The organism is Veillonella sp. (genome assembly GCF_018381775.1).
Classification (GTDB): domain Bacteria; phylum Bacillota; class Negativicutes; order Veillonellales; family Veillonellaceae; genus Veillonella.
In genome coordinates this window covers 243,344-264,889 of sequence record NZ_JAGZRH010000001.1, presented here as the reverse complement: position 1 = coordinate 264,889, position 21,546 = coordinate 243,344, and the positions used below count along the sequence as shown (strand labels likewise).

The 21,546-nt window shown below is 39.3% G+C and carries 15 protein-coding genes and 1 tRNA gene; 4 read left to right on the top strand and 12 right to left on the bottom strand.

The window, feature by feature from the left end:
• Positions 1–175: 175 nt before the first annotated feature.
• Positions 176–1,081: a LysR family transcriptional regulator gene (locus KH109_RS01220; RefSeq protein ID WP_295214907.1), complete on the bottom strand. Its 906-nt coding sequence runs from the start codon at positions 1,079–1,081 to the stop codon at positions 176–178.
• Positions 1,082–1,349: 268 nt separating this feature from the next.
• Between KH109_RS01220 and KH109_RS01215 the strand changes: the two genes are divergently transcribed.
• The 3 genes from KH109_RS01215 to KH109_RS01205 all read left to right on the top strand — a co-directional run bounded on the left by KH109_RS01215 (position 1,350) and on the right by KH109_RS01205 (position 6,727).
• Positions 1,350–5,090 carry a phosphoribosylformylglycinamidine synthase gene (locus tag KH109_RS01215; RefSeq protein ID WP_295214904.1) on the top strand — a complete coding sequence of 1,247 codons (3,741 nt, stop codon included), beginning with the start codon at positions 1,350–1,352 and terminating at the stop codon, positions 5,088–5,090.
• Positions 5,091–5,253: 163 nt separating this feature from the next.
• A complete protein-coding gene (locus KH109_RS01210; protein ID WP_227283589.1) occupies positions 5,254–6,489 on the top strand; it encodes an FprA family A-type flavoprotein in 1,236 nt (411 codons plus the stop codon).
• Positions 6,490–6,636: 147 nt separating this feature from the next.
• Positions 6,637–6,727: transfer RNA gene (locus KH109_RS01205), tRNA-Ser, on the top strand.
• 124 nt (positions 6,728–6,851) lie between these two features.
• Here KH109_RS01205 and mmuM read toward each other — a convergent pair.
• From mmuM to KH109_RS01190, 3 genes are all read right to left on the bottom strand, one after another.
• Positions 6,852–7,865, bottom strand: a complete 1,014-nt coding sequence (mmuM, locus tag KH109_RS01200) for a homocysteine S-methyltransferase (RefSeq protein ID WP_363158342.1) — start codon at positions 7,863–7,865, stop codon at positions 6,852–6,854.
• Positions 7,866–7,952: 87 nt separating this feature from the next.
• Complete coding sequence (locus tag KH109_RS01195; protein ID WP_295214897.1) at positions 7,953–8,738, bottom strand: basic amino acid ABC transporter substrate-binding protein; 786 nt, start codon at positions 8,736–8,738, stop codon at positions 7,953–7,955.
• Positions 8,739–9,107: 369 nt separating this feature from the next.
• Positions 9,108–11,042, bottom strand: a complete 1,935-nt coding sequence (locus KH109_RS01190; RefSeq protein WP_295214894.1) for an oligopeptide transporter, OPT family — start codon at positions 11,040–11,042, stop codon at positions 9,108–9,110.
• Between the two features lie 244 nt (positions 11,043–11,286).
• On the opposite strand from KH109_RS01190, the gene pepT reads away from it, so the two are divergent.
• The gene (gene pepT / locus KH109_RS01185; protein ID WP_295214892.1) at positions 11,287–12,510 is read left to right on the top strand and encodes a peptidase T; all 1,224 of its coding nucleotides are present in this window, start codon (positions 11,287–11,289) and stop codon (positions 12,508–12,510) included.
• Positions 12,511–12,718: 208 nt separating this feature from the next.
• Here pepT and KH109_RS01180 read toward each other — a convergent pair whose 3' ends face one another.
• The 8 genes from KH109_RS01180 to KH109_RS01145 all read right to left on the bottom strand — a co-directional run bounded on the left by KH109_RS01180 (position 12,719) and on the right by KH109_RS01145 (position 21,535).
• On the bottom strand, positions 12,719–13,969 hold the full coding sequence (locus KH109_RS01180; protein ID WP_005387831.1) for an MFS transporter: 1,251 nt from the start codon (positions 13,967–13,969) through the stop codon (positions 12,719–12,721).
• Between the two features lie 319 nt (positions 13,970–14,288).
• A complete protein-coding gene (locus KH109_RS01175) occupies positions 14,289–14,882 on the bottom strand; it encodes a DNA glycosylase (protein WP_295214887.1) in 594 nt (197 codons plus the stop codon).
• 145 nt (positions 14,883–15,027) lie between these two features.
• Entirely contained in the window at positions 15,028–15,966 is a 939-nt protein-coding gene (locus KH109_RS01170) for a hypothetical protein (protein WP_295214884.1), read from the bottom strand.
• 54 nt (positions 15,967–16,020) lie between these two features.
• Positions 16,021–16,752, bottom strand: coding sequence for a sortase (locus KH109_RS01165; RefSeq protein WP_295214881.1), 732 nt, complete (start codon positions 16,750–16,752; stop codon positions 16,021–16,023).
• Between the two features lie 244 nt (positions 16,753–16,996).
• Positions 16,997–17,569 carry a hypothetical protein gene (locus KH109_RS01160; RefSeq protein WP_295214878.1) on the bottom strand — a complete coding sequence of 191 codons (573 nt, stop codon included), beginning with the start codon at positions 17,567–17,569 and terminating at the stop codon, positions 16,997–16,999.
• Positions 17,570–17,739: 170 nt separating this feature from the next.
• Complete coding sequence (gene floA / locus KH109_RS01155; RefSeq protein ID WP_059361546.1) at positions 17,740–18,696, bottom strand: flotillin-like protein FloA; 957 nt, start codon at positions 18,694–18,696, stop codon at positions 17,740–17,742.
• A gap of 36 nt (positions 18,697–18,732) precedes the next feature.
• Positions 18,733–19,197 carry an NfeD family protein gene (locus KH109_RS01150; protein ID WP_295214875.1) on the bottom strand — a complete coding sequence of 155 codons (465 nt, stop codon included), beginning with the start codon at positions 19,195–19,197 and terminating at the stop codon, positions 18,733–18,735.
• A 184-nt stretch (positions 19,198–19,381) separates the two neighbouring features.
• Positions 19,382–21,535, bottom strand: coding sequence for a heavy metal translocating P-type ATPase (locus KH109_RS01145; RefSeq protein WP_295214872.1), 2,154 nt, complete (start codon positions 21,533–21,535; stop codon positions 19,382–19,384).
• Positions 21,536–21,546: the final 11 nt, after the last annotated feature.

Genomic DNA, 21,546 nt, shown 5'->3' with positions numbered 1-21,546 from the left:
CCGATATTTTCGGCTAATTATTTTTGACGAATTTCTGCCGTTTTAATAACAAACCCTATTAAACATGGCATTTTATAGCCTGTATTTTATATCAATATAATATAGCACAGATAAGAGTAGTCTAAAATATAAAAAGACACACTTTCTGAAATTTCTCAAAAAGTGTGTCTCATGATTATAAGACCTTATCACGAGTGCTTTCACGATTAAGAAGCATGGATGTGAAGCGCGCAGCCCCTTCAGATTGAGGTACTAAACGAGAACGGACAAGTACAATATCACGGGTCGGTACAGGAATATCTGTATCGATACGCACGATGGAGCCTTCTTGCATCTTTTGTTGCACTACATGGTTAGGCAACATGGAAATGCCCATATTAATTTCTACAAGATCGAGCAATACATCGACGCTACCAAGTTCAAAACGAGGTTTACGACATGCACCATGTGTAACTTCATCGAAGAAAGTACGACTGGCAGATCCCTTATGTAATAACAAGATAGGCTCGTTAAGCAGACGACCTTGATCAAAGAACCCTGCCCCTTTATAGTCAGGTCCTCCAACGAAGACATCTTGAATCGTAGCAAGCGTAGTTACTTCTAATTGTGGATTATCTCGCAAGCCTTCATAATCATTAACCACCGCTAACTGAGCCTCTTTATTGAGTACCAACTCTACGCAATCAGGGGATGGACGATTAATGATATGCAATCCGATTTCACTTTCTTGTAATTGCCATTTATGGAAATATGGTAATAAGAAATGGCGACATAATGTATCTGTAGCAGCAAGATTTAAACTTTCATAAGCTTGGCTAACACGTTCTTGTAATTGAGTTACCCCATTATCAAGGATGGAGAACGCTTTAGCCACGGTATCAAACAATTCTTTACCTTCTGGCGTGAACCCTACAGATTTAGTAGTGCGCACGAAAAGAGGCATATTGAGTTCCCCTTCTAATTGTTTAATGCTTTGGCTGATGGCGGATTGAGATACGCCTAGTTCTTTAGCGGCACGAGAAAAGGATAAATATAAGCCTACCCCTAAAAAGGTTCTATATAAATCTGCAGATACTGCCATTTTATTCACCTCTGTTATATACTAATAGTAACGTCTTACTTTTAAATATACATATCATTTATTATATTATAACGATGAACTCTCAATATATAATGAATATGTAGAAAACTTCATGAATATTAGGTCTTATGACCTTCATGAATTTTTCATATTTATTAGTATTTCTAATCTTTTCATAAGTAAGATTATCTTTACTTATAAGTCTAGACCGACTATACTTAATTTGTCAATATCCCATAGGGAATTATATACATTACAGGAGGCTACAATGGCTATACAACGATTATTCGTAACAAAACGAGAATCTTTCAACCAAGAAGCACAACGCATGTTACACACCTTACAACAGGAGTTATCTATACCTGTAACAGGTGTTACCATTTATGAGCGGTATGATATTGAAAATTTAGATGCCAAAGATTTAGAATCTGCAAAAAATTTAATTTTCTCCGAACCTCCTGTGGATACAGTATTAGAAGAAATTCCAGCTGTAAAAGGTTTCGTATTCGCTGTTGAATATGTACCAGGTCAATACGATCAACGCGCCGACAGCGCAGAGCAGTGTATTTCCATGCTCACCCTCACCTCTGGTCACATCGTTCGATGTGCTCGCGTATTCGCTATCGAAGGCACTTTCACAAAAGAACAAGAAGATGCCATTAAAGCATACTACATTAATCCTGTTGATTCCCGTGAAGCAAGCCTTGAATTGCCTAATACCTTGGCACTTGATTTAGAGGAGCCAAAACCAGTTGCAACAATCGATGGCTTTACGACAATGAGCGATGATGAGTTAGAAGGACTCATCAAAAATTATGGCCTCGCTATGACATTAGCGGACCTTCAAATGATTAGACAACAATATGCAGAGGTAGAACACCGAGATCCTACGATTACAGAAATTCGCCTCTTCGATACATATTGGTCCGACCACTGCCGTCATACCACATTTATGACAGAGTTAACGGATATCTCTATCGAAGCAAGTCGCTTCACAGGCCCTATTGAAGAAGCCCTCGAAGAATACATGGAAGGTCGTGCTGAGCTCTATACAACTAAGAAAAAAGCGCGTTCCCTCATGGACATGGCTACACTAGCCGTAAAAGAATTGCGCCATGCTGGTGGTTTAACAAATCTTGATGAATCCGATGAAATCAATGCATGTACTATCATCGTTCCTGTCGATGTAGACGGAAAAACTGAAGAATGGTTGTTATTATTCAAAAATGAAACCCATAACCACCCTACTGAAATCGAACCATTCGGTGGTGCTGCTACCTGCTTAGGCGGTTGTATCCGCGATCCATTGAGCGGCCGCGCCTATGTATACCAAGCAATGCGCATCACCGGCTCTGGCGATCCACATACGAGCCTTGAAGATACATTAGAAGGTAAATTACCACAAAAGAAAATTACGCAAGAAGCAGCTCGTGGCTATTCCTCTTACGGCAACCAAATCGGTCTTGCTACAGGTGAAGTAAAAGAATATTACCATCCTGGCTACGTAGCAAAACGCATGGAAATCGGCGCTGTTATCGGTGCAGCTCCACGCAATCAAGTACGCCGCGAAGAACCAGTTCCAGGCGATGTTGTAGTATTACTTGGCGGTAAAACTGGTCGCGATGGCTGTGGTGGTGCTACAGGTTCCTCTAAAGAACATACCGTAGAATCTCTATCCACATGTGGTGCAGAGGTTCAAAAAGGCAATGCCCTTACTGAACGTAAAATTCAACGCCTCTTCCGTCGCGGTGAAGTGACTACACTTATCAAACGTTGTAATGACTTTGGTGCAGGCGGTGTATCCGTTGCTATCGGTGAATTAACAGATGGCGTAACAATCAACCTCGATTTAGTGCCTAAAAAATATGCTGGCCTCGACGGTACAGAATTGGCAATTTCAGAATCTCAAGAACGTATGGCCTGCGTTATCTCCGCTTCTGATGTAGATGCATTCAAAGCCTACTGCGACGAAGAAAACTTAGAATGTACAGTTGTAGCAGATGTAACCGATACAAATCGTCTAATCATGAACTGGAATGGCGAAACAATCGTCGACATTAGCCGTGACTTCTTAAATACAAACGGCGCTAGCCAACAACAAGAGGTTATTGTAAAAGCTCCAGCTGATCGTTCTTACTTCTTACGTGGTTCTTCTAGTGCAGACAACTTCAAAGAAAAATGGCTCGCTGCTGTATCCGATTTAAATGCTGCTTCCCAACAAGGCTTAGCAGAACGCTTTGACAGCACTGTAGGTGCTAATACGGTACTCATGCCATTTGGTGGTAAATTCCAAAAAACACCGACTCAAGGCATGGTAGCAAAATTACCTGTTCTAAACGGTGAAACTACAACTGCGAGCATCATGACACATGGCTTCGTACCAGAATTATCTGCTTGGAGCCCATACCATGGCGCACAATATGCAGTTCTTTTATCTGTAGCTAAACTAGTAGCTCTTGGCGGTCGTCATGAAGATGCATACTTAACATTACAAGAATATTTTGAACGCCTCAATTCTAAAGAATCTTGGGGTAAACCTGTAGCAGCCCTTCTCGGTGCATATAAAGCTCAAAAAGAACTTGAAATCGGTGCTATTGGCGGTAAAGATTCTATGAGCGGTACCTTTATGGACCTTACAGTTCCTCCTACGCTCGTATCCTTTGCAGTTGGTACTGCTCACGTAGATAATATCGTAAGCCAAGACCTTAAAGGTGTAGATCATCGTTTAGTATTCTTTGATGTACCTCGTACATACGATGACACTCCAGATTGGGATCATTTCAAGGAAAACTGTGAAGTTTTACAAGAACAAATTGAAAAAGGTCGCGTTTACTCCGCTTATGTAGTTGACCAAGGAGGCATCCCTGAAGCAGTTACTAAAATGGCTCTTGGCAACAACATCGGTGTTAAATTCGATAAATATGCTGAACGTGCTATCTTCCAACCAGCTCTTGGTGCATTTATCGTAGAGGTAGATATTAAAGCTGTTAACTATCTCTTAGAGTTACCAGGTTTAAAAGTAATCGGTGTAACACAAGCAAATCCAGTTATTGAATGGGCGGATCAATCCATATCACTCAAGGAGATCCAAGCAACTTATGAAGCTCCACTCAACGATATATTCCCTATGCATGCGCCAAATGGTTCTGGAGAAGCAGTAGCGTACATCCATGATCAACACGCTAAACCTCGCAGTACATACTTAGGTGCTAAACCTAAAGTTCTCATTCCCGTATTCCCTGGTACAAACTGCGAGTTTGATGCGGCTCGTGCCTTCGAACGAGCTGGGGCCGAAACTGATATTGTAGTAATTCGAAACCAAACACCAGAACAATTAAAAGAATCTATCGACGTAATCAAAGCTAAATTAGCAGAATCTCAAATTCTTATGTTCCCTGGTGGATTCAGTGCTGGCGATGAACCAGATGGTTCTGGCAAATTTATGGCTACCCTATTCCGCAATCCATATCTTGCAGAATGTTTAGAAAACCTCTTGTACAAACAAGATGGCCTTGTACTTGGTATTTGTAATGGTTTCCAAGCTCTTATCAAATTAGGCTTATTGCCTGGGGGGCACATTGAAACGTTAACTGCAGATCACCCTACATTGACGTACAATACAATTGGTCGTCACTTGTCTCGCATGGTCAATACAAAGGTAATCTCCACTAAATCCCCTTGGATGTGTGATGCTAAAGCTGGTGAAATTTATACTGTACCTATCTCTCACGGTGAAGGTCGCTTCATTGCATCCCCTCAACAAGTGTTAGAGTTTAATAAAACTGGTCAAATTGCTACACAATATGTAGACTTTGATGGTATTGCATCCATGGATAGCCGCTTCAATCCTAACCAATCTGTAGCTGCTATTGAAGGTATTTATAGTCCTGATGGTCGCGTATTTGGTAAAATGGCCCACTCCGAACGCTGTGGTGCTGGTATTAGCCAAAACATTCCTGGCCAATTAGAAATGCCAATCTTTACATCTGGTGTAAAATACTTCAAGTAATTAGTTACCAATCTTATATGTGAAAGCCTACTCCTAGGAGTAGGCTTTTCCATATTGATTTTTTTCGTAAATATTAGTATTATAAGTTGATGACATATTTACAAAAATAATTTCATTTAAATCGATACATATATACGTAAGTGAGTTAAGAAAGGATTTTATTATGCATTGTGCTCAGAAAATGACCCATAATATCTACTGGATTGGTAGTAATGACTGGACTACAGAACGTTTTGAAAACTTATTCCCTATTCCAAATGGTGTTAGCTATAACAGCTATTTCATCGATGATGAAAAAACTTGTGTTGTTGACTCTGTAGATGCGGAAATTCGCGAAGAATACTTTGATAACTTGACTCATCTATTAAATGGTCGCGACCTTGATTACATCATCGTAAATCATATGGAACCAGACCATTGCCAAACATTATTGGAAACATTGGAACGCTATCCAAACTGTAAAATGGTTGGTAATGCTACAACATTCCGCATGTTCGAGCAATTCTACAATTCTCCAAAACCTGACCAATACTACACTGTAAAAGAAGGCGACGAAATTTGCTTAGGTAAACATACACTTGTTTCCTACACTATGCCTATGGTTCACTGGCCAGAAGTAACTTGTACATATGAAAAATCTACTGGTACATTATTCTCTGCAGATGCTTTCGGTACATTCGGTACAGTTAACGGTAACATCTTTGCAGACCAAACTGATTACGTTGCTACATACGAAGATGAAGCTCGTCGTTACTACACAAATATAGTTGGTAAATACGGTCCTCAAGTACAAAATGCGATTCGTAAAGTTTCTGGTCTTGACATCAAACGCATTGCTCCACTACATGGTCCTATCTGGCGTACACCTGAAACTATCGATTATATCTTGCGCAAATACTTGCACTGGTCCAGCTACACAGCTTGTAAAAAAGGTGTTGTTATTGCCTTCGGTTCTATGTACGGTAACACTCGTGCTATTGCACAACAATTGGCAAAACAATTGTCTAAACGCGGCGTAACAGATATTAAAATCTATGATGTTTCCAAAACTAACGCTTCCTACATTATCGCTGATGCTTGGAAATACACTAACTTGGTAACAATTGCACCTACATACAATTTGAACCTATACCTTACTATGGAAAACTTCATTCATGAATTAAAAGCACTTAACTTCCAAAACCATAAGGTATCCATCATTGGTAACCACTCTTGGGCATCTGCTGCAATGAAAACAATGGTTGCTCACTTTGAAAACGACTTCAAAGACATTGAAATCATATCCGAACCACTTGATATCAAATCCTCTTTAAAACCAGAAGATCTTCCAAAAATCGAAAAAATGGCAGACGATATCAAAGCATCCATCGATGCAGCTGAAATCAAAGAAGTATTATAATACTAACACTAAAAGCCGCCTGAAAAGGCGGCTTTTTCTTATACTTTAAAAGTCTTATGAAAGTCTAAGATTTTCACTATTTTTTGCTTGACATAAATCTAACTTTTTCATATACTATACAAGTACCTGTTAGACAACAGAATACATGGAGAGGTGTCCGAGCGGCTGAAGGAGCATGATTGGAAATCATGTGTGCGGTTATCCCGTACCCAGGGTTCAAATCCCTGTCTCTCCGCCATAGTAAAAGCAGTGCTTATGCACTGCTTTTTTATTATATAAAACCAATAAAACATCAGCTAATAGAAAAAGGCTATCGACTTAACATCGATAGCCTTTTATGTTTATATCATTAGTTTATATTACTATTTATGAATTTTTCTAGCTATATCTCTAATAATTTCAGGTGTTGTTCTACAACAACCACCTATGATATCTGCCCCAGCATTACGCCATACATCAACATAATCTACGAATGATGCTGGGTCGCCATACCAAGTCTTAGTTTCACTATCATAGCTTTCACCAAGATTAGGGTATACAGCAATTGGTTTATCCGTAACAGTACGAATATCCTTGATCAAGGACTCTACATACTCTGGTTTCGTACAATTGATGCCAATACCAGTTATAGGTCTAACCTTGTCAATCATTTCTGCACATTTAATGATGGTTTCACCACTAGAAACATGATGTTCATCCTTACAAGAGAAAGCAATCCAACCAGGAATCCCTCTTGATGTATATGGATCAGACATAGCTCGAGCAATAGCAATGGCTTCATCATAAGATGGTATTGTTTCAAAAGATAATATATCAGGATTTTCTTCACAGAATAAGGCTAGCCGAGGAATATGGAATACCTCAAGATATTCAGTTTGTACACCAGGATATCCACGGTACTCAGAACCATCCGCCAAAAATGCACCATATGGCCCTACAGAAGCCGCCACTAATGGTTTAGGCAATGCGCCTTCAGAAAAATATCTAACCCCATCTGGAGTCTCTTCACCAAGTGTAATCCCCCGCAATGTAAGTGCTCCAGTCGCCTTAGCCTCTAAAAACTCATTGCGAGCTTGTACCGCTAAACGAACGGATAATTTAACGAGCTCTATAGCCTCTTCCGTACCATAACCTAATCCTTTAAAGCCAGCTACTGTTGCTTGATATCCAGAACTTTGAATGATATCTGCCCCAGCCGCCAAGTACGAGATATGTATTTTTTTGATGATATCCGGTTGGTCCATAAGAATCTTAGCAGACCATAATTTATGCTGAAGATTACAGCCGTAACGCTCTAACTCTGATCCTAACCCACCATCTAAAACGAGGGCGCCCTTCTCTTTAATTATATCCAAAAATGCACGTCGTTTAGCCATCATATCACCCATTCTATACTACCTCATACCTTTTGAGGTTTACTAAACGTATTATAACAAATAATACGTTTAGGTTCTATCTACAAACTATTTTAAATCCTCTGTTGGTGGCTCTTTACCAAACCATTTTTTATAAATCTCCGCATATTTGCCATTGGCTTTAATCTTAGCCAAGCCATCGTTAACTTTATTAAGAAGCTCCGTATTGCCTTTCTTCACAGCAATACCAAGCGGTGCCGCATCATAGTCCTCTCCAGTAACCTTTGCGATACCTTTGCCCTTGCTGTTAACATAATATTCGTTTACTGGTGTATCGTTAATAACTACATCTACACCTCTATTTTGCAATTCTAAGAATGCATCGACGATGAGATTAAATTGGCGCACATCGGCATTAGGAATCTTACTAGCAATTTCCGCACCAGTAGATCCGATAGATACACCGATACGCTTTCCTTCTAAGTCCTTAAAACTATTGATATTCGTGTTATCGATATTTACAACGAGGCCATTACCTGCAATATAGTATGGTTTACTAAAGTCTACAGACTTGGCACGATCCTCGGAAATAGTCATATCCGAGATTGCAATATCGATGGTATTACTTTGTAGTGCTGGTAAAAGCGCATCAAAGTTCAAGTTTTGAACATCGGCTTCAACGCCCTCTTCCTGTGCAATGGCATTAATAATATCTACATCAAAACCAGCTAATTTACCGCTGTCTTTATCTTTAAAACCAAATGGTGCATAGGTCGCATCAGTACCAACGCGCCATGTCTTTTGACTAGTACCTGTATTACCACAGCCTGCTATAAATAAACTACTAGCGATGGTAAAAGCCCCTAAAAGAGCTGCTATTTTCTTATATTTCATAATTAATTTTACTCTAACGTTACAATAATCTGTAAAGCTTTCTTTCTATATACGAATAAATCTATCTATACCTACAGTATGAGTATAATAAAAATAATACCTCTAGAGGTATTATAATATTATGATAACATTCGATATAGTTAGGGTCAATAAATCCAACTATATTAATAGGTATTATATTAACATAGCTTTTAGCTATACCGAAAAAATCATTCACTCCTATAGTCTTAATACTAAAATAGATAATGAAAAGACCGCCCTTACTAAGCAATATAAACTCAGTAAAGGCGGTCATCCCCAGAGTGGAGAATTCCTAACATATTTGAAGTAAGCTATATACTCACATTCTAGAGGATATCCTATTCAGTATTAAGATTTTTTAGCTTTCACATACATAGCCACTTTGTACAAGAACACACAGAGTAACAAGTACATTACAATACTGAGGTATGTTGCTTCCGGTGTTTCAACCCAGTCTTGAGCGAATACATCAACACCTGCAATACGAAGTACAGCACTGAATAAAGAACCAATGGCACCACCCGCTACGAGACCAGATGCAATTGTGCTACCTTTAGAGAAGCGAAGATCTGCCAACTCTTTATCTTTTGTACTATTTTGTACGAAGTATGCAATCAAACCACCGATAAGTAATGGTGTGTTGATTTCCATTGGCAAGTACGTACCAAGTGCAAATGCCAATGGTGGAACTTTTACCATCCACAAGATAATAGCGAATAATGCACCAGCCATGTATAGTGGCCATTGAGCACTACCACCAGTCATCATTGGTTCAATGATAGCAGCCATAGCATTCGCTTGTGGAGCATTTAATGCATGGTCCCCTACGAAGCCATATGCATCGTTCAAGAGGATCATAACACCTACAGAAAGTACGGCACAAAGAATGGTACCAACGATTTGCCATTGTTCCATTTTCTTAGGTGTAGCACCTGTCATATGAGCCACTTTAAGCTCAGACATGAAGTTACCAGCCATACCGATGGTTGTACCGATGAAGGAAGCCATCATTAGGACTGCAATCATACCTACTTTACCAGTCATACCTGCAGCTGTTAAGCATACAGCGGAGATGATAATCATGAAGATTGTCATACCAGATACTGGTTCTGTACCTGTATAAGCAATGGAGCTGATACCTACTACAGATAATAAGAAGGACATAATTAGAACGATTAAGAATGCTACGATTGTTTGGGAGAAGCTTTCAGCATACATAAAGTGGAAATATGCTGCAAATAGAACTGTACATAATAAGATGCCAGCGCCAATCCAAGATGTAGGAACGTCGCGTTGTGTACGAAGCAAGTTAACATCAACAGTTTTGGAACTGAAAATATCAAGTACTGCATTTTTAACAACACTAGCTACTACCTTAGACATATTGAGCAATCCGATGATACCTGCCATAGCAAGCATACCGATACCAATATGGCGAACATAGTCTAAGAATACTTTACGAATAGGAGCTTCTGCAAGTGGAACTGCATGTCCATTGATTTGCATGATATGTTCCGGAGCTAAATAGTATACGATTGGAATACATACGAACCAAGAGAAGAAGGAACCAGCTGCGATAATAGCTGCATAACGCAAGCCTGTAAAGTAACCAAGGCCAAGCAACGCAGCATCTGTATCTACAGCAGCATTCAATTTAGTTTGATCTGCCAAAGCAGTGCCCCATTTAAATGCGGTAGTACGGATAACCTCTTCCCACCAACCAAGGCTGTTAAGAATAAAATCATATACAAGAGCGATAAGACCAGAACCAAGCATGAGTTTCGCTTTACTACCTTCATTACTCATTAGCACTTCAGCAGCAGCACGACCGCTTGGGAACGGATACACATAGTGCATTTCCTCAACAAAGTAGCGACGGAACATAACGCATAATAGAACACCAAGTACGCCACCAAGGATAATAGGAATCGCCATTTGTACAAAGGTTACATCCGTAACATTCCAAATGTATAGAGCCGGTAAGAAGAACATGGCACCAGCTAATGTGTTCGTACTAGAACTAGCGATAGCCTGAATGTGAACCGTTTCGGCAAAAGCATTTTGCCGTTTCAAAATAACTGCTGTACCCATGGCAAGTACAGATACTGGAGCAAAGGCATCTACTGTTTGACCAATTTTCAAACATAAATACCCTACAGCCAGTGTGAAAATTGCCGCATAGAATAGGCCCCAGAATACTACATATGAGTTAATCTCTACGTAATCCTTCTTAGGATCCAATACGGGTTCTACGGGCGGAATAGAACGAGTTTCGTCCGACATAGTAAAACCTCCTCACAGAAAATGTACAAACGTATAACTATTCACCTTTATACTAACACGGCACTATATATGGTTCAATGGTTTTCTATGCATTATGCGAATAAAATATCACATCTTCCGTAAATATTTATTTTGCATTTTCATCCCCTCTGTTCTACAATGAAAGTATATTAAGAACCTTTATTATATACAGTATTTATACCAATATGTATAACATGTATGTTTACTTACGAGGAGGCTCATTATGGAATCAATGGTCGAACGTTTTGTACGCTATACAAGCATAAATACACGGTCTAACGAGGAAAGTACAACTATTCCAAGTACTCAAACTCAAGTAGACTTTGCTACTAATGTGCTCGTTCCTGATTTAAAAGCAATCGGTTTAGATGAAGTTATTTACAACCGTGAAAATGGTTTTGTTATTGGCACATTAAATGCTAATACAGATGAAAAAGCACCTGCTATTGGCTTTATCGCTCATATGGATACAGCTGATTACAACGCAGAAAATATTAAACCTCGCATTGTAGAAAACTATGATGGTAGCGATATTTGCCTCAACGAAGAACATCAAATCTACACACGTCGTGCAGATTTTCCTAATTTAAAGAACTATATTGGTAAATCCTTGGTAGTAACCGATGGTCTTACACTACTAGGCGGTGACGACAAAGCTGGCATCTGCGAAATCATGGAAGCCCTCGCCTACCTCGTAGCTCATCCAGAAATCAAGCACGGCAAAATCATGTGCGCCTTTGGTCCAGATGAAGAAATCGGCACTGGCGCTGATCACTTTGATGTCAAAGAATTTCCTGTTGATTTTGCTTATACTATTGATGGTGAAAGCCTTGGTCAACTTGAGTACGAAACATTCAATGCTGCAGGCGGTACAGTAACCCTCAAAGGTGTATCTGTTCATACAGGCACTGCCAAAGGCATTATGATAAACTGCGCTAAATTAGCAATGCAATTCGATTCTTTATTACCAGGTGCTGCAGTTCCTGAACATACATGTGGTCGTCAAGGCTTCTTCATGCTCATGAGCATGGAAACACAAGTAGATACAGGTAAAATGAACTATATTATCCGCGACCATGACAAAGAATTATTCGAAGCGAAAAAAGCATTCTTCTTACAAGCTGGTCAAACATTAAATGAAATCTACGGCCGTGAAGTATGTGAAGTATCTGTAAAAGATCAATATTACAACATGTACGATATCATTAAAGACAATATGGAATGCGTTAACGTAGCCAAAGCTGCTATGGAAAAAGCCGGTATCACTCCTATTTGTGACCCTATCCGCGGTGGTACAGACGGTTCTAAAATTTCCTTCATGGGTATCCCTACTCCTAATATCTTTACAGGCGTAGAAAATCTACATGGCCGTCATGAGTTTGCATGTATTGACGACATGAAAAAAGCCGTAGAAGTTATTGTAAATATCGTAAATATTGAGAAATAATAGCTTGCGATGTAACGACTCATACCTATACTGCTAAATGCCATTTAACCGGTATTTAAGTATCAAACTAGTATTCTAGGACATGAAACACTAAATACATGAATAAGAGAAAAGGACTATACGAAATCTTTCGTATAGTCCTTTTAATTTAATTATAGAAAACTATGAATTAGAATAACTCTATTCATTAGCATTAGTAGATTATATTCTACGCAAGTTTACCATTGCGTTTACGATTTCTAATTTGTTCTTCTTCAGCGCGAGCTTTCAAAGAAAGATCTTTTTCAGTACCTACATAACGACCATATAAGAAATAGTACGCAACGAAGGCAAGAAGTGCTACTACAACAGTAACATGGAACATGCTTGTATAGCCTACTACCTCTTTAATAGCACCTAAGATGTATGGACCAAAACCTAACCCCATATCTAAGGCAATAAAGTATGTGGATGTGGCAACACCAATACGGTGAACCGGCACAATTTTAACAGTTACGGCTTGACCGTTTGACATGAATGTACCGTAACCAAGGCCAACAAACACAGCGGATAAGAGAATAAGCCATGTAGAGTGAGCGATGGATAATAAGAAAATACCAAGGGCTAAGGATATGAAGCAAGGGTAAAGAACAAAGTTTTCCCCTTTCATATCAAACACAATACCAAGTAATGGTCTTGTTATAGTAATAACTACAGCATACACAACGAAGAAGAATGTGCCTGCTAAGATAAGATTTAAATCTTTTGTATAGGCTGCCATAAAGCCGATAACACCAGAGTATGCAAAACCTACTAGTACAGAAACAAGACTAATAGAGTTCATACGTGGTTCAATATAATCGGAAATTCTAATGCCCTTACGTTCTTCAGATTCAATATCGAGCTTAGGTTCCTCAAACTTCATAAGAACAGAACCAATACCACAAAGGATGATAAGAGCAACACAGAATGCGATGATAAAGTCATAACCAAGGCTATGTAGCATTAAAATCCCCAAGAATGGGCCTACTGCAGCAGCAAGAGATGTAGACAAGCCATAGTAGTTAATCCCTTCACCACGGCGTGACATTGGAATAATAGCCGCTACGATTGTACTTGTAGCAGTCGAGGTAATACCGTATGCAAAACCATTTAAGAAACGAACACTATCGAGCATCAATAGATTAGGTGTATAGAAGTACATGGCTGTTGAAACCAAATAAATTAACAAACCAAGGTACAACATCTTACGACAGCCCAAGATACTAATGAACCGTCCCGCCAACAACCGAGCAACAACGGTACCAATAATATAAATACCAACGGCCAAGCCAGCTTGACTTGCTGTAGCATGAAGATTATCCTTTGCCACTACTGCAATAATAACGATTAATAAGTAATAAATCAAAAATACTAAGAAATTAATCAAAGTATCAAGGACAAAGGATCTTGTCCATAAGGCCTCTTTAGCCTTATCCATAATATCAACTCCATTTTCTTAAACTATTGTCAACCATTTGCGACAACGATTAATTATAAACCTCTCACTATAGAAATCAAGAATTAAAATGTTATACACCTCATTACTTTTATTTATAACAAGATGTGTATAATCAATTATAATATAGGCATCTCTATTCTAATAATTCACATTAATTTTTGATAATAAAAACACCTTTGATCATTTATATTGTATCCCCAAAGATACGATATAACATCAAAGGTGTTATTTATAACTATTTAGTTAATGACTTTTCTATATAGCTGATACATCTATATGCTCTACATATCTACCTATATTATTTCGTTTTTAATCCACACGCCTTAAAGAAGTTTTTATAAGCTTCAGCTTTTTTAGCAAGGCTCAACGGATACGCACGAGATGTAGATGGTAATCTTGTTAACGTCAATTCGCGACCATTAAACACAAAAGGAATTGTCTCCCCTGTTTTAGGTAATTTAACCTTTTCTGGTAAAAGGCTCAACAAAATTTCTGTGGCCTTACCACCTGTGGTACCAATGTGTTTACAGTCTGGAATTTGGTCCAATACCTCTGCCAACGGTACAGGTTCAACAACCTTAAGAAATGCATCTGATGCATTCCCCTTTTCGCGTATAGCTTTTAATACAGTAGGACAAGAAGCAATCCCTGCTTCAGATAAGAATGCTTTAATCTTATCCGGATCAAAGGCTTTTTCCTCCCCTTTTCTAAAGTGTTCCTTATCGTCAAAGAATACTAAGCCATACACGCGCCACATATCATTTTGAAAGTTAGGATAATGAAATTCCATAGATCGCTTTTCGGAAGTTGGTGGAAATGTCCCCATCATCATTACCGTCGTATTCTTTGGCAAGAACGGCGGAAATGGTCTCGTTTCAATTGTTTCTGCCACTGAGTATCAACTCCTTTCACAATCTATTATGAACTCAACTTTCACCATAACAAATGAAATACGTCACAGGCGATAACAAATAAACAAAATCACTGCTAGCAAATATAATCTATTTTATAAACGACTAATACTCAAACGCCAACCATTATTGACCAATTGGCTGAGATACCAAAGTATTGATATAGTCAAAGCCAACTGGCGTTGGAGATACGAGGTACAAACACACAACGGCAGCTACAGCAAAGCCAATAGCCAAGTAGGAGAAGCTACCATGACGTGGAAACTCGTACAAACCAAATAGACGGATACCGATAGCCGCACCAATAGCAGTAATCAAGGATGGTATGGAGAAGATATTATACAGCCCAAACACCACCATGAGACCTGCATAACCACCTACTACTGTAATCATTGGTAACATACGATCCATTGGATTTGGAATAGAACGAGTTAGCGCCGCTGGATAATAAGATGCTTCCACACCAAACATACCTAAGAACAGATTAAAGTCTGCCCAAATTGTTTCCCATGCACCTCTAAAAGCATCTCGATGGTTACCTACATACCATGCAAAGCCTGTAATAACTAAAATTGCTAAACCAGCACAGATGAAGTAGTATTCACTAGGAATTTTAGGACCTGCATAAGCACCTACAGCCGTTACAACAGCACTCAAAACGGATGTAACGATAACGCGGTGTAAACGAGGCCGTTTATTTTCAGGAATGCGTTTATATACTGTAGCCAATAGTTCTAATACAAAGCAAGCCATAAAGACTGCAATGCCCGCAGCCGGTGCAAAGTAGGCTGTAACAATAGTCAAAATAAAGGGAATGCACAAACGCCATTTAGGGAATAATACAAGCTCTTTATAATCTAAACGAACGTCTTGTGTCTCCATTGTAAAGTTGTTATACACTACAAAGAGCAACATAAAAGCGATGACATCAATGGCATTAGCACCCCAAATCAATAGAGTTGGTACTATAATCATAGATAAAGCCACCCCAGATACACGGGATAAACCAGCGGCAACTATGCCAAGTAAGAAAAACGGTATTAAAGCAGAGATAATTTCAAACATAATATTCCTCCCATCATTGTATAAATTTAAGTATATAGTATCTACTACACTACATCAAGGAGAGATATATTTTTTCATAGCTAGTCGCTTTCTCACCGCAGAAGTAGAGCATCCCATCATCTGCGCTATTTTAGCAACACCATACCCTTTTGCTCGTAGTTTTTTTATGTTATTTTCATCTAACTGTAAAGTATTGGTGCGAATTTCTATGCCTTGTTCCCGTAAATAAATAGCCACTGTAGATCCTCGTATACCATAGGCTAAACCTATGTCATCTGTACTCATATGATGATGAATATATAAGTAAGCCATCTCCTCTACCTTTCGATGATTTTGTACCTTTGGTGTTGTACACATTCCCATATGCCTCAACACATGATGTACTTTCCATCGGGATATGCCGTACATGCGTGCAATAGAATCCGAAGTATTTCCACTTTTATAAGCTCTACAAATACGTACCGGATCAATAGATACATTCTTACTCGATTGCTGACAAGCCAAACCATATTCTCTCATTCGGCTTGCCATGGTCGTGATGGACACATCATACCGTTTTGCCAAGGAATGTAGGGACCACTTTCCCGTCTCATACAAGGCCTGTACGTGAACCATATTAATTTCCTTTTTAAGGGGCCGCCGCTCAATATCGTACGCTTTCATACGTCGCATAATAGTATCTACGCTGCACTGAAAATAGTCTGCCACATCGCGAACACTCCACTGCTTTTCTACATATAATTGCTCTAATAACTGTTTTGGTATAACGCGCACATTACGATACATAACATCACCTTTCCTTATGGACAAACTCCCTTCCCTATTATTGTGAAAGTTCCATCAAGAAAATACAATACAAAAGAGGTTCCTAATAGTCACATAGGTGACCAATAGGAACCTCTTTCCATATGTAATTATATGCACCACATACGATAGATATAATTTTAGTTGCTATCACAATATCCGGCATAAACCATTCATATTCTATGGCCTAACAACCTTCTAGTAGAGCTTATTGTTAGCATTCTAATTAGCGATATCTCCGCTCTAGAGCTTTTGGCTTGCCTAAAATGATAGACCACTTCATCCCCTCTTTCAAGGCATGATTAGCTTTTCGTTTACCTGTTGAGGTTACAGCTGGGGCAGTCGTAACGCCTATATTCTCAAGAAGAACACGACCCTCTTTAGATGCTTTATCTCGTTTAAACTCAGCTAATCGCTCATTTAAAGAAGGACCTGTAACAGATTCTCGATCCGAACGAGCCTTATGAGTACTAAAACTAGTTGATTTACTTGATGTACTCATTGATGAAATTTCGGTACCTTGTTGCGTTGTAGACGCTTCATCGTAATGATTCTCGGAAGCTAAAACTGTTTGAGTTTTATCATTACTTGGATGCACTTCAACATGTTTTTCAGATGTCTCCGTATCATCATATTGAAACAGTCTTCCGCCCTTTTTTCGTAAAGGGGCCTCAGGATGCTGATTCTCAATCGGTCTATTTTTAAAAATATCTCGATAAAAATCATCATCATACAACAAATCCTCAGGCGAAGGTTCTACGGGCTTTTTCTCTATGGAGATACCATATTCACGCTCCATATCCTCCCAAGTCTGACCTGAACTTTCATGGTCCTCATACTCTTCAGGCTCTTCAGTATTCTTACTTTTTATAATCGAAAAAGCAATGTACGCGATGATAGCTAGAACAAATATAGGATTATTCGAAAAGATGGATAGCACGGAAGACAAAATAGAGTCCATAGCTACTCCTATTCACTATCTGCTAAATTTTCACGCATTTTAGTGTCTGCAATAATATTGTTCATATTGTAGTAATCCATAACGCCAAGATTACCATTTCTGAAAGCCTCTGCCAATGCTTTAGGAACTTCAGCTTGTGCTTCCACAACCTTAGCTTGCATGTCTTGTGTTTTCGCACGCATTTCTTGTTCTGTAGCAACAGCCATTGCACGGCGTTCTTCCGCACGAGCTTGAGCAATTTTCTTGTCCGCTTCCGCTTGATCTGTTTGCAATTGAGCACCGATGTTACGTCCTACGTCTACGTCAGCAATATCGATGGACAAGATTTCGAATGCAGTACCCGCATCAAGACCTTTACCCAATACAGTACGAGAGATGTGATCTGGATTTTCTAATACATCTGTATGCTCTTCAGAGGAACCTACAGTTGTTACAATACCTTCACCAACACGGGCGATAATAGTAGCTTCGCCAGCACCACCAACGAGGCGGTCAATATTAGCACGTACAGTTACACGAGCACGAACCTTGAGTTCGATACCGTTTTTCGCTACTGCAGAGATAATTGGTGTTTCAATCACTTTAGGATTAACGGACATTTGAACCGCTTCCAATACGTCACGACCTGCAAGGTCGATAGCTGCGGAACGTTCGAATGTCAAAGGAATAGATGCGCGTTCAGCGGCAATCAAAGCATCTACAACGCGGTCAACGTCACCACCTGCAAGGTAATGAGCTTCAAGCTGATTTACATTAACATCAAGGCCCGCTTTATTAGCTTTGATCAAAGGCATTACGATTTGGGATGGATTTACACGACGCAAGCGCATACCTACGAGTGTAAAGATACCAACATTAACGCCTGCTGCAAGAGCAGATACCCAAAGGCCTAATGGCACTACATACAAGAACACCATAATCCCAATCAGTAGAATGGGAATCAAAATTAAAATACCTACATCCATAATAACCTCCATTATATACGACGATGTGGTGAAAGCTTAATCGCGCTTTCTAACAATATTGCGGCCGCCTACAACACGAAGTACCACAATAGGTGAACCGGCATCGATGAAGTCCCCTTCGGTCACAACATCCACCAAATTACCATCAATTTTAGCAATACCTGCAGGGCGTAGTGTAGTATGAGCCACGCCTTCTTTACCGACTAAGTCATCTAATACATCATTAGATACATAACCAGCTTTTGTCGTAGATCGTTGCCCTAAGGTAAACAATTTGCCTATCCAAGTCTTTTCAAAGTGATTAAAGAACACGATGATAAGGACAATTAACAAGGCTGTTAATCCTAGTACAGCATATAGCGCCACCGTACCTTCTCCAAGGGCTACATACACCCCCCAAAGGAATGTACAATAACCGATGAGGCCCAAAATGCCACCTGGAACAACGAGTTCTATAGCCATTAGGGCAATCCCTATAGCCATCCATACTAAAAACTCCATAGGCCCTCCTCTCTTCAATTAATTTTATACAACTTATATACTCATTATACAATATTAAAAATAATATATAAAGATTCTATAGTACCAACTTTCATGGTATTAAAAGAGCTAGTACTTACATCTCTTTTTCTCCTGTAAAACTATTGTATCTTGATACTTTAAGGAGTTTCAATCATTCAATCTGTTAACCGTTATTTTTGGGATCTAACCTTAATAACATAGCATTAATGGCGACGATGACTGTTGACACAGACATTAGGACTGCTCCTAATGCAGGGCTTAATGTGATACCAATAGGAGCCAAAATTCCTGCAGCTAGAGGGATAGCTATAAAGTTATAACCGGCTCCCCAAAAGAGATTTTGTTTCATTTTACGAGTTGTTTTGTGTGCTAATTCAATAAATGATCCAATATCTCCTGGATCAGATTGAGTCAAGATGACATCAGCTGAATCCAACGCCACTTGAGTTCCTGCACCGATCGCTATTCCAACATCTGCCAAGGCAAGAGAAGGAGCATCATTGATACCGTCACCTACCATGATAACTTTTTTTCCTTCTTCTTTAAGTGTTTTTACTAACTCATATTTGTCTTGTGGAGATTGATTTGATCTATATTCAATCTCTAAATATTCTGCCGCGCCTTGAGCTGCTTTTTCATTATCACCTGTTGCCATAATTGGTTGAATATTGTTCTTTTTAAGAACTTTAATTAACTCTTTGCTCGTTGGTTTTAATTCATCCCCTAAAGCTACAGCACCAATAGCATCATCGTTTTCTACTAAGACACTGAGAGTTGCTCCTTTTGGAATATCAATATCCAGATTACGTCCGTAGGCTTTTTGACTGATTAATTGGTAACGGTGCCCGCCTGCTTTACCCTCTACTCCAGCACCGGAAATCACATCAATAGAATCAAAAGATGCTGGACGTATATTTTGCTGCTCGGCGAAACTTATAATTGATTGAGCAATTGGGTGACTAGATCCTCCTTCAATACCTGCCAATAAGGCAATGATTTCCTCTTTCTTATATTTGTTACTAAAAAGTTCAACGTCTAATACTTTAAACTCACCAGTTGTTAAAGTACCTGTTTTATCTAAAATTATCACATCTGCATCTTGAGCTATTTCTAAGGCTTGGCGGTCTTTCACCAGTAACCCACGACTGGCTCCTAAGCTTGTGCTACGGGCGGTGACCAATGGAATAGCCAGACCTAATGCATGTGGACAAGCTATAACTAAGGTCGCGATAGTAAAGGTAACTGCCGTTGGGATATCTCCAATAATCATCCACACTACAAAAGCTATTAGTGCGACAATGACCGCAATATAGAAGAGCCATCCTGCAACCTTTTGAGCAATATTTTCTGCTCTGGAAGGCTGACTTTGAGCTTGGCTGATTAAATTCTGAACTTGAGAGATGAAGGATTGATCACCTGTCTCAAGCACTTTAATATAAAGTACCCCTTCTCCATTTGTTGAGCCTCCGATTACTTCATCGCCAGGGCCTTTTTTTACTGCTTTTGACTCCCCAGTTAGAAGAGCTTCATTTAAACGTGATTCGCCACGCTCGATAATCCCGTCTGCTGGCACATTTTCTCCGGCTTGAACACGAATTAAATCACCTATCTTTAAGTCAGCAACTGGTCGTGTTTCAATTGAATCGTCTTCTAATACAACGTGAGCATCTTTCGGCACTAACTTAGCCAATGCTGCTTGTGCGTCTCCTGCTTCTCCAATAGCTTTCATCTCAATCCAGTGACCTAATAACATGATTAATAGTAATGAAGCAAATTCAAAGAAAAAGTCCATCACGTGTTCACCCGTTACGTAGGTGATGATCAAAGCATAAACACTGTATAAATATGAAGCACTTAAACCTAAAGAAACTAGAGTCATCATTCCAAGTTCTTTTTGTTTAAATTCGTCAACTGCGCCTTGATAGAATGGACGTCCACCATAAATAATTAATATAGTAGATAAAATAGCTACTACAATATCAGAATATGGAAAAGTAAACTGGAATGGTAGTTCAAATCCATACATAGGGGATAAGAGCATAATAACGATTCCTAGTGGCAATGACTTTAAGAAAAGTTCCTTAAAGCTTCCGTGATGATGGTGGTCATGCCCTCCGTGCCCACTGTGATCATGACCAGCATGATGGTCGTGATGTTGATCCTTAAGGTGCCCACTGTGGTCATGACCAGCATGATGGTCGTGATGTTGATCCTTATGGTCTCCATGTTCATCTGTGATTCCATGCTCGTGTTTTAACTTATCTATGTCGTCATAATCATGGTGACTATGGGACGAATATCTATTGTCATTATTCATTTTAAATTCCT

Coding starts and splice junctions, on each gene's coding strand:
- KH109_RS01145 (WP_295214872.1), bottom strand. CDS start 21,535: ATGAATAATGACAATAGATATTCGTCCCATAGTCACCATGATTATGAC.
- floA (WP_059361546.1), bottom strand. CDS start 18,696: ATGGATGTAGGTATTTTAATTTTGATTCCCATTCTACTGATTGGGATT.
- mmuM (WP_363158342.1), bottom strand. CDS start 7,865: ATGGCTAAACGACGTGCATTTTTGGATATAATTAAAGAGAAGGGCGCC.
- KH109_RS01165 (WP_295214881.1), bottom strand. CDS start 16,752: ATGTATCGTAATGTGCGCGTTATACCAAAACAGTTATTAGAGCAATTA.
- KH109_RS01215 (WP_295214904.1), top strand. CDS start 1,350: ATGGCTATACAACGATTATTCGTAACAAAACGAGAATCTTTCAACCAA.
- KH109_RS01180 (WP_005387831.1), bottom strand. CDS start 13,969: ATGGATAAGGCTAAAGAGGCCTTATGGACAAGATCCTTTGTCCTTGAT.
- KH109_RS01220 (WP_295214907.1), bottom strand. CDS start 1,081: ATGGCAGTATCTGCAGATTTATATAGAACCTTTTTAGGGGTAGGCTTA.
- KH109_RS01170 (WP_295214884.1), bottom strand. CDS start 15,966: ATGTTTGAAATTATCTCTGCTTTAATACCGTTTTTCTTACTTGGCATA.
- pepT (WP_295214892.1), top strand. CDS start 11,287: ATGGAATCAATGGTCGAACGTTTTGTACGCTATACAAGCATAAATACA.
- KH109_RS01195 (WP_295214897.1), bottom strand. CDS start 8,738: ATGAAATATAAGAAAATAGCAGCTCTTTTAGGGGCTTTTACCATCGCT.
- KH109_RS01150 (WP_295214875.1), bottom strand. CDS start 19,197: ATGGAGTTTTTAGTATGGATGGCTATAGGGATTGCCCTAATGGCTATA.
- KH109_RS01160 (WP_295214878.1), bottom strand. CDS start 17,569: ATGGAGCGTGAATATGGTATCTCCATAGAGAAAAAGCCCGTAGAACCT.
- KH109_RS01190 (WP_295214894.1), bottom strand. CDS start 11,042: ATGTCGGACGAAACTCGTTCTATTCCGCCCGTAGAACCCGTATTGGAT.
- KH109_RS01210 (WP_227283589.1), top strand. CDS start 5,254: ATGCATTGTGCTCAGAAAATGACCCATAATATCTACTGGATTGGTAGT.